This window comes from Aeromonas sp. 62-46, from assembly GCF_001898585.1.
Lineage (GTDB): Bacteria > Pseudomonadota > Gammaproteobacteria > Enterobacterales > Aeromonadaceae > Aeromonas > Aeromonas caviae.
Map to the genome: position 1 here is coordinate 1 of NZ_MKUI01000018.1, position 13,341 is coordinate 13,341.

At 51.3% G+C, this 13,341-nt stretch carries 8 protein-coding genes and 2 pseudogenes; 8 read left to right on the top strand and 2 right to left on the bottom strand.

Annotated features, from left to right (window positions below; translation table 11 throughout):
- The 5 genes from BGO64_RS06015 to BGO64_RS06035 form a co-directional block, all read left to right on the top strand.
- On the top strand, nucleotides 1-206 hold a 206-nt coding region (locus BGO64_RS06015), incomplete at its 5' end, for a hypothetical protein (protein WP_286700330.1).
- A gap of 376 nt (nucleotides 207-582) precedes the next feature.
- Nucleotides 583-1,131, top strand: coding sequence for a terminase small subunit-like protein (locus BGO64_RS06020; RefSeq protein WP_353743870.1), 549 nt, complete (start codon nucleotides 583-585; stop codon nucleotides 1,129-1,131).
- 305 nt (nucleotides 1,132-1,436) lie between these two features.
- A complete protein-coding gene (locus BGO64_RS06025) occupies nucleotides 1,437-3,641 on the top strand; it encodes an NERD domain-containing protein (RefSeq protein WP_286700332.1) in 2,205 nt (734 codons plus the stop codon).
- A gap of 206 nt (nucleotides 3,642-3,847) precedes the next feature.
- Nucleotides 3,848-4,417, top strand: coding sequence for a recombinase family protein (locus tag BGO64_RS06030; protein ID WP_286700333.1), 570 nt, complete (start codon nucleotides 3,848-3,850; stop codon nucleotides 4,415-4,417).
- A 381-nt stretch (nucleotides 4,418-4,798) separates the two neighbouring features.
- Nucleotides 4,799-5,500 carry an RES family NAD+ phosphorylase gene (locus BGO64_RS06035; protein WP_286700334.1) on the top strand — a complete coding sequence of 234 codons (702 nt, stop codon included), beginning with the start codon at nucleotides 4,799-4,801 and terminating at the stop codon, nucleotides 5,498-5,500.
- 28 nt (nucleotides 5,501-5,528) lie between these two features.
- On the opposite strand, the gene BGO64_RS06040 is transcribed toward BGO64_RS06035, so the two are convergent.
- The gene (locus BGO64_RS06040) at nucleotides 5,529-6,218 is read right to left on the bottom strand and encodes a hypothetical protein (protein WP_286700335.1); all 690 of its coding nucleotides are present in this window, start codon (nucleotides 6,216-6,218) and stop codon (nucleotides 5,529-5,531) included.
- A 191-nt stretch (nucleotides 6,219-6,409) separates the two neighbouring features.
- On the opposite strand from BGO64_RS06040, the pseudogene BGO64_RS06045 reads away from it, so the two are divergent.
- From BGO64_RS06045 to BGO64_RS06055, 3 genes and pseudogenes are all read left to right on the top strand, one after another.
- A pseudogene (locus BGO64_RS06045) lies at nucleotides 6,410-6,546 on the top strand (IS5/IS1182 family transposase); the annotation flags it as partial.
- Between the two features lie 130 nt (nucleotides 6,547-6,676).
- A complete protein-coding gene (locus tag BGO64_RS06050; protein ID WP_286700336.1) occupies nucleotides 6,677-11,041 on the top strand; it encodes a P-loop domain-containing protein in 4,365 nt (1,454 codons plus the stop codon).
- Entirely contained in the window at nucleotides 11,038-12,468 is a 1,431-nt protein-coding gene (locus BGO64_RS06055; RefSeq protein WP_286700337.1) for a hypothetical protein, read from the top strand. The genes BGO64_RS06050 and BGO64_RS06055 overlap by 4 nt, the downstream gene beginning before the upstream one ends.
- 343 nt (nucleotides 12,469-12,811) lie before the next feature.
- On the opposite strand, the pseudogene BGO64_RS06060 reads toward BGO64_RS06055, so the two are convergent.
- Nucleotides 12,812-12,955 (bottom strand): annotated as a pseudogene (locus BGO64_RS06060) (IS30 family transposase); the annotation flags it as partial.
- Nucleotides 12,956-13,341 lie beyond the last annotated feature (386 nt).

Sequence of the window (13,341 nt, forward strand, 5' to 3'; positions counted from 1 at the left end):
GGAGATACACAGCCTCAACCTCAACCTCGAGAGCCACCTCGACTTCGACTTCGATGTTCATCGAGCACCGGCCCGACATCGAGAGCCACCTCGAAGATCTCCCTTCTGGCTGGCCTCATTTCTTCCCAAAAACCGACGTTTACACGCCGTTTTGCACGGTGAGACGCCCGAACCCAGTGATGGCGGGCATCCTGCCGGATGCGTAATCCACTGTTTCAGCTAAGGAGGGCAGGCTGATTTAATTCCGCACATCCGGGCAACGATTATCATCCTCCCCCTGTAGGGCTGGAACCAGTCTACCTCCCTCGTAAATACTGGTCGTCGATGACCAACTTGACCCATTCTCCTATGCATACACAAGATTCCCCAGACTGGCACGGTATCGAACTCGCGTACTGTGCTGGACGCCAGAGTGTGCGCCAGATAGCGATAGAGCACAGCATTTCACATACCGCCATTAACAAGCGGGCTAAGACGCACAAATGGTCAAGAGTCACAACACCAGCTAACGCTACCTCATCTTCAGGTATTCCTACGACTCCTATAAGTGGCGCTGATCATGTGAACGCCACAACTCAGGTTATGATCCCAGGTTGCACTCCTCAGGTTTCCACTGTGGAAACCAATACGTCGAATTCCCAGTCGGTAACTAGAGGTCGTCGGAGTGCATACACGAACGAGTTGGGGGAGGCCATATGCAGCGCCATTGCTGATGGGATGAGTCTACGCGCAGTGCTTGCTCGTCCTGGCATGCCGTCCAAATCCATGGTGATGCGCTGGTTGGCTGATGAACGCTACATAGAATTTAGGGACCAGTACGCGTGCGCGCGCGAGGATCTGGCGGACAAACTGGCCGACGAGATCCTCCAGATTGCCGATGACGGCAGCAATGACACCTTACTCGACGCCAACGGGAACGTAAAAGTTAACCATGATGTGATTGCTCGTGCCCGCCTGCAGATCGATGCTCGTAAATGGCTGGCCGCAAAGCTGGCTCCCAAGAAGTACGGCGATGGGGGGCCGCGAGACAATTCGGGCGTTAACCACGGGAGCATGCAGGTGAAATCGACAGTCACGTTTGTGAATCCACCCAACTGGGACGCAGATAGCGAGGTTTATAAGGATGACTGATTTTGTAAGATTGAATGAAAGCCCCAAAGCCATCGTGGCAATCTCGTTCGGGACGAAGGGGTCGGAGGTTCGAATCCTCTCACACCGACCAAATTCAACAAGGGCTTAGCTTCGGCTAGGCCCTTGTGCTTTTCCGGCCCCTCAGTTATGTGGGGCATTTGTGGGGCATTTTGATTTGCCGCCCTGTTTACCACATCTGTAATCGCCAGTTCTTGGCTCCTCATCAGCAGTTTCCCCCTTCAGGGAAACGTGCTAACTATTTCCTTTCATACAGATTGCCCGACCTTGTTGTGGGTCTCACATGAGTGGCTCGCTTCAATGTCTTTGAATATCAAGATTCGACGGCAGGAAAAGGATCACCAGATATGCAGGGCCAGGATCGGCAGTGCCAGGAATTTTACCAAACTCTCTTTGCTGGATATGTGGAGCAGTTTGCCCCATTCGCCGCACTTGATGAGTGCCTTCACGACTTTCTGGATCAACGCCCGAGCGGCAAATATACCACTCGCAATCGTGCTGCCGGGCTAGCTGCCGCGACCTTCTGGTGGGCACCAATCAATCTTGAAGGTGCTCAGCTGGCAAGCTTGGCGCTGGGGCGTATTCTGCATTTTGAGGACGCTATCAGCACTGCGTTGCTGGATCATCTGGCAGTTAGTCATCCAGATGTGTTGCGTTGGGCGATTCGTTACTCGAAGCTGTTTACGCGCACAGATTCACCGCTCTGGCGGCATCTCCGAGACGGTCTCGGCAGCGAAGATTGGTGCGAGTTTTTTGGAGTATGTGATCGGCTACTTGAGCAACTCGAACCCTTCGACGAAGTTATTGCTCTGGCTGAGTCCCACCTGAAGTCGCTTTCGCTGCTTGAGTTTCTGTCCTATTTGAGCGTGCTTGCTTTTGAGCGGCTGGGCGAAGTTAAGGATAGTGAAACATCTACCGGGGATTGGGATGTCTATGAACGGATCATACTGCGCAAACTGTCAAACTGCTCCGAGCGCGATTTTCGATTGACCGAGGAAGCGCTTGGGCTCTCTCTCAAGCGTCATTTGTCGCCAATTCTTTTTCCACAGCCAGGTGTAGGGCGAGAGTCCGCTGCCAATCTCGAATCGCTCGCCTTGCTGATTGTCGCCATGCGCGAGCGTATCGACTACGAGGGCTCCATCAATTGGTTCTGTTTTGACAGTGAATGCGGTTACCAGCTCAATCCGGGACAGCCGGTCATCTTCAACAAAACCGATGCGGGTTCACGGCGCTGGCAGCGTACCGAGCGCAAAAGCCGGTTGCTATGGCACTACTGGATGTATCGCGCGATTGACCAGTTCTCAGTTTCGGAAATGGCTGGCAAGATCATCGGTAAACCGGAAAACCACGAGGCGAATCAGATTGCCTACATCAAGGCCATCCGCAGTCAGCTTTACCTGCAGACGATTTTCGGTCTGGGTGAGCGGGTCAGACTCAACGATGGAACTGAGATAGCCCTACATCACGCTGTATTGGCCAGTGAGTTGACGACTGTTTTTTTCGAGCAGGAGTTTCTTCAGCCATTTCTTCGCTATATGGATGACTCAGGTGTAGTTGCGAATGCACTTGGTCGATTGGCTCTTGAAGGGCTTGTGCAAGGCGAAAACCGCTTCCCTATAACCTGGTCGGAGCCGAAAGAAAAGATCCGTCGCATTTGTGGTTGGACCGTCAGCCCTGAACATCCCGAGGGCGACGCCGAAGCGGCCGGTGCCATCCTGAAGTTCTGGACCAGTGACCTGCTGGCACTATCCGAGCAGATGAGGCAGACACCTAACATGCCGGCCCCACGACTGTACGAGCGCCCGTTCTACAAGATCGGACGCTACAGCTTTCAGTTTCCCTGGGTTGCCGGTCAACAGAACAACCTGACCGCAGTAGTGAATAACCTGCGTCGCGTTGATCAACGCCGGCCTGCTTTACGCAGCGAAACGGAGCGTATTGAACACACCCTCGCCGAAACACTCAGGCAGAGAGGATTCCGAGTCGTCGTGGGCTACCAACCACCATTGAGTGATAAGCGCGATGCCGGTGAGGTTGACCTGATCTGTCACTTGGATGGGGTAATGTTGCTGTTGGAGGTCAAGTCGGGGTTCATCCGTTCAACTGACCATGAAGTCTGGCTGCATCGAACCAATACTCTGCGCAAGGCGGCGAGGCAGTTAAAGCGCAAACACCCGGTTGTGCTTCAGGCCTTGCTAAATGATCATGGTTTGCGTTCGGAACTTTGTCTGAGTGAATTCAATCCGCTGCCAACCCTGCATGCCTGGATTGTCGATACTTCGATTGAGTTTGATGGTGAGATCGTTGATGGCTTCCACGTCGTCTCCCGCGAGATCATGGAAATCGCCTTGCGCGATGAAAAGCATTATCTGCAGTCGCTTGAGCAGATAGATGAGGTTGAGGAGGAGACACTGTATGCCGAGGGATTCAGTGCCCAAGCTCTTGTTCGGTTGATCGAATCCGATGGGGTTTGGCGTGATGTGACCATTTGACATGAAGCAGAAATGGATAACGAGCAACTTAACTAATTAGGCTAGAACTGCCCTGGTCATTTTTGCCACTTTGTAGTGGCTCGCAACGTGTACTTTTTGAACCATATAATCAGCCCTTCAAGAATATAGCTCAAAGCTGTTGTTTTTATTGTGAGCCATGCCTACATTTAGAGCCATAGATAATGAGCTAGGCATAGGGGCATATCGTGGCAGTCATCGGGTATCTCAGGGTTAGCACGGGCGAACAGAGCGTTGGTGCTCAACGGCACAGTATTGAACTAACGCACAATGTCGAAACTTGGTTTACGGACGAGGGGGTATCGGGAGGAGTGAAGGCACTACAGCGCCCTGGCTTTGCCGAGTTGTTCAAGTTCATACGCAAGGGAGACACGCTGATCGTTCCTGCGGTAGACCGTCTTGGGCGCAATACCATCGACGTGTTAAATACGGTTGAGGCACTTCAAGGCAAGGGCGTTTCAATCATCAGTTTGCGGGAAGGGTTTGATCTGTCAACGCCGATTGGCAAGGCCATGCTGACAATGTTGGCCGCTGTTGCAGAATTGGAACGTTCAAACATCAAGCTCCGGCAGATGGCAGGGATTGCCAAGGCGAAGGCAGAAGGTAAGGCGCTGGGGCGGGAGAAGACAATTGACGATGCTGCCGTTTCCATTTGGCGCAAAGAGAATTCAGCGAGCATCAAGTTGACGGCTGAACACTTCGGGATTTCGCTTGCCAGCGTGAAGCGTGCTTGTCGACCTCAAGGTCTGGAGGACTGAGTCGCCAAAGGCTCACTCTGCGACCGGCCATCATGACACCAAATCTTGGTCACCACATCGACTCCATTGATTCAGCAGTCTTTCACTCTAATGTGATTGCCAGTTCTCATTGAATTTGACGAACTCAGCCTCACTGGTCGTAATCGCCCAGTTTGCCAATGTGTCTGCCAACTCATTGCCTTTTATTCCTGTGAGTACTTATGCACCACTCTTTCACAGACGCTCTGTTCTAGATTTTATTAAGTAAGATTAATAGTTTATGCTCACCGGGCCCTGCCTGTACCACCGGCGGGTAAACTCGTCCGCAGCAGAACCCTGCACGGGCAAAATTCAAAACTATGGAGATTAAGCCTATGGCTTATGAATACCAGGAAATGAAAGGTGAACGATCTTATGTCAATCAAATCAGGGGAAAACCCAAACGGCGAAGTTAAACAAACATCTGAAGCTTCTGTAAGCTCAGGCATGAATGAACAAGATAAGACAGCTCTCGAGAAAATCGGGCAGTTGCAGGACGATATGTTCCAGCAATGTGGTGAGATTGTTGCCGCAGGAACGGAGACGTACCGGCTTCAACCGGGTGACCACGGTGGAAGCAATGTCTTTTTCAATCGTAATGGTAAGGATTACCGTTTTAGTCTGACCGATGGTGAAAACGGGTCGATGTATCTTGCCCGGGCTCCCGATACAGCGATGAAAGAAGTCTTCCAAAACAAAACGGGGCTCAAAGAGTCGGACCTCGATAATTACTTTATGGGTACCGTAATTATTGAACGAGATGTAAAAGTCCTACAGGTCACTACGCTAATCAAAAAAAGCGGCGTGACTTTGCACGACTTAACCACTGCAACGCGGGACGTTACTCGTTTGCTGGCTAAAAAAGTGCACTCAGCAGGATTTGATGGAATGGAGTTTCTATCAAATGTTACCGGTGAGTCATGCCTCGTACTGTGGCATGGTGAGCCGTCAGGAGCCGGGTTGGCCACAACCCGTGACCAGACCAGGCTAAGTGAGTTCAAACACGGAGGTCAGGAAGCTGCTGACATCCTTGTTTATAGGCTGGGTATTCCGGTTGAAGAATAACTAAAAGGGGGGGCAAGCACCCCCTTAATTATGCTGCATCTTGGGTTCCGTAGATGCGCGCCAGGCGCTGGAGCTCAGCTTGGAGTTCCTTGCTAGGATTGTTTTTCAGGACCTCCGCTACCGTAAAGGTCCGACCGGCGGGCGATAGGCCATTTAATACGGTGTTACGTTCTTCCATAAAGAAGGAGTACTGCATTCTGTCACTGAACTTCCTCAGCATTGGAAGCAGCTCAGCGATCCCTCTGAGTACACCTTTTTCTGATACTCGCTCGTCATCGGTGAACTGGAATACCGGAAAGTAAAACTCACCGTCAATGTCTAGGGCAAGCAGTTGCCCAGCATCCTTCCAGTTTCTGACCGTTGTTTTGGTTTTTCCCAAGATCTTTGCAGCCTGAACTGAGTTATACACCCCACCATCTTTCTCAAGCGCTTGAAGAAACAGAGCCTTGCTATACAGGCGTCGCTGCTGACGGCTCTTTTCTTTGGTCACACTGTTAACTGCGCGGTGTTTCAAATACTGCAGAATGATATCCATGGCAAAAACGGCATCAGTCTCAGCCATGCTTTCCTGACTGATAGGGGTATAGCCTGACCGGATGTCCTCAGCCAGTTCCAGAATAAAGTTCTGCAGACGTGCCGCCGGAATACCGACGTCAGGGAAATTGTTCTTGGCGGAGGAACGATCGCTACCGTTTCGTTTTTGTGCTGTCGTGGTCATTTTAACCTCCTTTTCGATTTCACATATTGCATTGTACGACAAATCGAAAAGTTGCACAACTTTTGTCCTGTTAACTCTATGCAATAGTTTTAACTACGTTGCTGATCAATCGATGCGGTTTGAATGGAACCAACTGAGGGGACGGTGATCTGATTACCACCATGGGCGACTTGCCGCAGCCAGCTCTTATCGACGAACCCATCTCAACCTTCATGATGCTCAAAGGGACTTTCAGTCCTCACTCTGCGAGCAACCAAGAGGCAACTCGACACCCTGTTCAAACTGATGAATGTGCGGCTGTGCCGCCCCGAACTATAGCTGTGTCAGCATTAAAAGTTATGGCGGTCAGACCGAACTACGTTCGGGCGGCGCAGTGTATTTTACTTCGGCAAATCAGTACGATGGTGATTGACGGAATTGTTCAAATCGATCGAAATGATTATCAATAAGGGGTGGATGTGCAGCACAGAATCAAACGCACCGCAATCCCAGCCAGTGGCTACATATATCAGACTCTTGTCGGAATCCGATTGCTTTGTGACTGGTTGAGTAACCCAGCGTTGTACGATTGGGTCCAGTTCGAGGCTGACGATCAAGAGGATGCTAAAGGACTAGATGATATCGTGGCGCAACGGCCTGATGGGCTGCTGGAGCTTGTTCAAGTCAAGTTTACAGTGGATCCTCATGAGCCCCGAAATGCACTCTCTTGGTCTTGGCTACTTCAGCGGAAGGGGACTAAGGGAAAATCGCTGCTTGAGAAATGGTCCGCTGCTGCATTTCGTATTGGTTTGGACAGGCTTGGTAAGGTCAGCCTGACCACAAATCGACGCCCTGACGCTAGTTTTTCCTCACAGTTGTATGGTGCTAAAGTAGATCTGACCGTGCTGCCAGAAGCACTGCGAGATGAGGTCGTAGAACATGTTGGTGGTGCCTCAAACGCCACGCTGTTCTTCGACAGGTTCGAGTTTTCACACAGCTACGTAGGGTATGAAACACTTGATAGGCATGTGAGTGCCGAACTAGAGAGACGTCACACCGATCATCAAGGGTGGCTCGCGCTGTACCGCCAAGCAATCGACTGGAGCATTAGACGCAATTCACCTTCGCCGGATGGACGAATCACGCTCGAAGTACTGCGGGCCACGATATCAGAGCGGCAACCACGGCCTCTTGATCAAAATTTCCGAATCCCTACTGGCTATCTTCCACCTGATCCAGAATTTGCAGATGCCTTCGTTGAGGAGGTTGCATCTGGGGCCTGGAATATTCGCATTTTGTGGGGCTCTCCGGGCCAGGGGAAAAGCACATTTCTGAGCTACCTGTGTAGTCGAATGACCGAATATGGGTTGCCATTCGTTAGGCATCACTACTTCCTAGATCTTCAGGATCCGTCTGACAGATTCAGCCTAAAGAGTGTCGCCCACTCCTTGATCGTGCAAATGCAAGCGGCCGATGTAGTTATCCTCCCTCCAGCAGGACATCAGCCTGAAGACTTGAGGGCATGGTTTACTGCCTGCGGTGATGCCTATGCGGCAATCGGGAAGCGCTTCGTCGTCATCATTGATGGCCTTGATCACGTGTGGCGAGAGAATGCCAAGATAATCGAACCGTTGGAGTCGCTCTTTGTACAGTTGCTTCCGTTGCCAGCGAACACATCCCTCATCCTAGGGACTCAGCGCGTTGAACTTACACAGCTTCCAGTGCGTCTGAATAGGTACACTGAGCGGGAGCATTGGGTGGAATTACCACGTATGCGCCTCAGCTCTATACGTGCTTGGCTGGATGCACAGTTTGTCGCCAACACGTTCCGACTCGAGAGTACTAGTGCTACGCCGCAGCTAGATCAATTGGCGGAATTGTCCTTAGCGTTCGAAAACGTTACTGAAGGACATCCGTTGGTCCTGACCTATACCTTCCTTGCCCTTGTACAGCTCTCGCCGGTGCTGACTGCGCGGCGCATCATCGAACACATACCACACCCTTTGGGTGATGCTCGCGCCTATTATCGAGCGCTATGGCAAGGTTTGTCATGGCAGGCCAAGGACGCTCTGCATCTCATGGCCGAAGATGGCTTCATTTGGCCAATTGGAGCGCTGGGCGTTTGCCTAGGTGTTGCAAATTCGAAATTGGAGGATGAGGTAGGGCATTTATTGGTCGCCGTAGACGCTGGTTTAATAGCGTTTCACGGTAGTCTTTACGTCTTTGTCTCCAGTGAGGCCGATCATCATGCGCGATTACAGTCACTTTTACCCAGTGTGAGGTGCTGGCTTGCGGACGAAGCGCCAGCCTATTTACGGTGGGCTTGGCTCTGGTTGTATGAATCACGCCTCGGTGCACACACAGCATTACTTGCAGGAACGACTAGAACCTGGGCAATAGCAGCTTTGACCCGAGCGTACCCCGTTGAGCAGATTAGTCGCATTCTGGCGGCAGCGGAGGAAGTCGCTTTTACTTCGGGTGACTATGAGCAGGCGATCCGCAAGCGCTGGTTAAAAATTCGGGTCGATAGTGGTCTAACCTACCAACTAGATGATCCACGCATACTTGAGAATTATGCACTTCGAGTGACACCCGATCCGTATCCTGCACTCTTGTTAGCGTCCGAAGTTAATCAGTACAGCATCCTCGGCCTACATCAGTTTGCCATGCTCTGCCTGTCCTTAGGACAAGCAGAGCGTGCAACTGAAGTTCAGGAACGAATGCGGAACAAGATCAACGAGCGTCTTCGATCGGGCGTGATGACTTCGCACGAGCGTGACCAACTGGTGGAGTTATATCTGGAGGTCGCAGCCGGGACTGGGCACTATGAACCGGCAAAAGTTCTGGGACTGATACGTCAGCATAATCGCGAAGTGGAAGTCTTCGAAAACTTCTTACGCGATGCCAGTCTTGCTAGTGACCTGAATCCGATCATGGCATTCGTCCGGCAACCGATGCCCTTGAGGTTACGACGACTTGTCGAGGTCGAAGCCGTGCGTACAGGAGCTTGGATTGACGCGAAACTACATGAATGGGATGACTTTAATCGCTTTACGAAGCATCCATTGTCGTCGTGTTGGCAAATAATTTATAAGCATAACGCTGTCATCGATAAGATTCCTTCGACTCAGCCTCATGACGCGCTTGTCCAAAAATTTGCTAGCTACGACGAAACGGAGTTTGCCAGATATCTACATTTCATTTTTTTCGCTTTGGTCGGTAATGTGTTGTTGCTTCCAGGGGCACAACTTCCCGGCGGATTGGGAGTTAGTAGCGAACGCACTTGGTTGAATTCGGCTTTAGGCAAGTTGGCAGTGGCTGCGAACAAGTGTGGCTTGCTATTCGCACGCGGCGAGTACCCAGATTTCTCGTTAATTTACCGACTGATCGACCTCAAGCGCCCAGTGCTTAGTGACCATGAGGCTTGGGCTGACCTACGCTCGTTGACCAAAGCGCTCTCGATGATTGCAGCAGACCTTTTTTTCCTGGGAAAGCCGCGCTCACGGCTGAGCCATCTTCCCTCCGGAGAATGGGAAAGGAGTTATCAGAGCGAATTATTTGATCTTCATGATTGGCAAACGCTGTTCCTGATACGCCACTTCCGCTTGCTCTCTGAAGACGTTGTGCGTGTTCAGATCGAGACGCAGGCGCAAGCCCTCCTCAGTACTGTCGGGCTGTTTAATAGACACGGGAGCGAGCTGACAGAACTATGCGGTTGGGCTACAGCCTACGGGATGTCGGAGTTGGGTGAACGGCTGTTAGCAAATGCGTATCGCTACGGTCTCGCCTATGGCTGGCGCAAAGACTGGCGATTGCCTTCGATCTTGGATGCCGTGGCAGAAATGTCGCTCCATGATCCGCAGGCAGCTATTATCTTGCTCGAAAAGCTTGCGCCAATCTACGCAGAGATCGGAGAAATGACCGAGAAATCCGGCGCTAGTATATCCGACCTCGCAGGCCTACTACTAAAGCTGATGCCAGAAACCTACCTTCGGTTCTACCGATTCTTGCTTGACCGAAGTGAGTGGTGTGAAGCTGAACGAGTCTTCGCTGCTTTCATCGAGACTATCGATGAAAGCACGCCAGCCGCAGCTGTAGTCACGGCATTCCTGTGGGATGGAGAAAGCCGGAAAAGCGTGAAGAAGGGGGCGAATCCTCAGGTAGATGCAATGTTGTCAATCTGGGGCCAAGGCTGTACTGAATCGCAAGATGTGAGCAGCGAATACTTAGGTTCGAAAGAGGAGGTCTTGGATGAAGCCTTGATGCCGTCGATCGAGATCTATCCTCCCTCCATATTTCCTGATTTTGTTGCTGCGGTCCGCGAAATGAGACTCTACACCCAATCAGAAACATGGTTCATACGGTGGTTCGAGTATTGGTGTGATCGAGGAAAAGGTAGAGAGTTACTGGATGCACTGGGAACTGCACTTGGCAGCACGGAGTTTGGTGCTGAGTCTGCACTGCTTGATCGAGCTTTTCACCTATGCCTGAAACTGCACGGGCCAAACAAGGCCTTCCGCTGGATTGTAGAAGCTCATCGTCATCGCAGGGGGTGGGCTGAGCAATACCATGGGGCAAAGGATTCCACGCAGCGTATCGCATTGGTTGCACAGCACTACCCAAAAAGATGGGCTGAGTTCGTCACCCAAACCTCAAGATCCGTATCGAAGATCTATGAATCTGAACGTGTGATTCCTGATGTGGGCCTGATGAGCCTTCTCCTTCACGTTGGTGAAGTTCAACGTGCTCTGAGCGTGTTGCAAACTATCGTGGACCTTGTGGTTGAAGAGTTCGAGGTTCAACCACTCACTAGACCTGTGTGGCTAGATAAGGGGAGTGCATGAATCTACGACAGGTCGCAGATTTGGCGGTTGCCCGCCTTGGTCTTCCTATTCCGATGGCCAAACTTGCAACGATACAAGCTGTTGCACAGGCTCTAGACTGTGAAGACACGGCGCTAGCCTTCGCCGAGGCTCTTGCCGATTGGGCTTCCACTCGCGAGTTAGAATCACAATGTCTCGAGGCTATTTGCCCGCTGTTGATTGCGACGCCCAAGCCAGAAGTGATTGCGTTGATTCGCCGGGCTATTAGTCGACCGTCGGTGGCATCTGATGCGCTGCTTTCGCTTGTGACTGGGTCGCCGGCTCTGGTCGCATCATGGACCTGCTGCCATTCAGGCCCTGCAACGAGCTTCTCAAAACTAGATGAGGAAGAGTCCCAACTTCGTTCTGGTACTTTTATTCCCCCAAGCTTTTCGGATCAGCTTGAAAGACTAGAGAGCCAGTCTGGTCGACCCTTTATTCGCCAGTGGGCATATGAATTTAAGATTCTCAATGATCGCCATGGTGGAAACGGTGATGGCCATCTCGACTACTTTTTCAGTTCTGATCGAAAAAACGTTGGGCACTTCGTCGCACATCGTAGCCACTCAGCGAGATCCGCCTTCCTCCGCACACTCGCATTCGCGGTGCAGTATTGGGGTATGCCAATAGCTATTGCTTCTGATTTCTCCGAGTTGGCATTTCCGATCGAGCCCATATTTCTACGCTTTCCTCCGCAGAACGCCCCCATTTGGGCAGACAAGATTCAGTGTCATGCGGCATCAGATGCTGAGGATGGCCCAATTTTTGCTGAGTCGTTGATTAAAAAAATAGAAGATGAGCTAAATGGGCGACTTATGCACTGCTCACTTGCTGTAGTCGATGAACCGAGATGTCATGTCGAATTCGAAGTCTTTGCAATTGCGAAAGCACGTGATGACTTAGATACTGCACAAGTGATTCATTTCTATAAATATCTGCTTGGAGAGATTACACCTGACCGCGACTCACTCAGGGCGTTCGTTTCCCCAGACATGGGATGCGATGCCTTGGAGCCCCTCGGTTTTACACCGCTGTTATTACCACTTATTGGGCGCAGTGTTGGTTATTTGCAGTCTGACATTGTTAGTCGAGTCCCTTATGTACCAGTATCATCAAGAGGCTTACCCAACTTGAAACTTGTACCAAAGCCGGAAGGTGCAGTGTTTCATGCTTATGGTCGAGAAGTTGGTTTCTGGGGGTGGTGGAACTGGAACTGGAAGCCCTCAAGCCTAAGACATCAGCCATCTCCAACCGCTTGTTATACCTCATTGGATCAAGATGCAGCGCGACAGTTGCTCGAACCCTTAGGTGGCAGGATGGAGTACGTGTGGCAAATTATGACTTGGACCCGTGAGTCTGATTATGGTGATTGGGCTGAGACAAAAAGAAGCGGTCACTATAAAGGCTGATTGTAGTTCTACAACAGAGTTCTTAAAGGTGACTCGGTCTTTGGTTGATGGACGTTGCGAAGTAATCGGCGTGAGGTGTTGGCGCCGGAGAAGCCAAGGGCAGAGGGCTGACTTGCATGGCTTGTAACCCCAGCGTAACCTCAGACTTCAAATGAACAAGTCCTACATCGCTGCGAGCCTTGCCGTATTTGGTGCTGGTAATACAGAGTCGAACCTACGACCTTCGCATTACGAAGAGACCGGCCTGACTACCCATCAAACTGATAGTGAATCGCCCCCGGGTTGCCAAGCCTCCAATCCATGGCTGTGAGTCATGAATTTAACTTAGAAGTGAGACACCAGCCTATTCAGTCGGACGATACTCATCGAATACCTTGTCAGGTTGCCTGAACCTGAGACATTTCCGAGGCCGCCAGTTGAGCAATTGCTCCGCTCGTCTAACCTCCTCGTCCGTGCTCTCTCGCAGGTCTGTTCACTTTGGGATGAACACGTCCTTGGTCTTTGATTTGATATGCTGGGACCCCGATTCGGGCCTCTGTTTTGCCTCCCTTTTTCGTGCAATTTCGTGTAATTCAGTGCAAACCACCAGAAACCGTACGCAACCAAAAATAACCAAATCGGCTTGAATCAATGGGTTATAACTGCCACAGTTATATCTCAACCGTTGTTTTGGGATTCAAAATCCGCCGTAGCAATACGTGTCGGTTCGAGTCCGACCCCGGGCACCATCAGATTCCATGACAAAAGGCCATCCTCGCGGATGGCCTTTTGTTTTTCCGGGCGGTGCTAAGAGGTGTACCCACAGACCCACAGACCCACAGACCCACAGACCCACAGACCCACAGACCCACAGACCCACAGACCCACAGACCC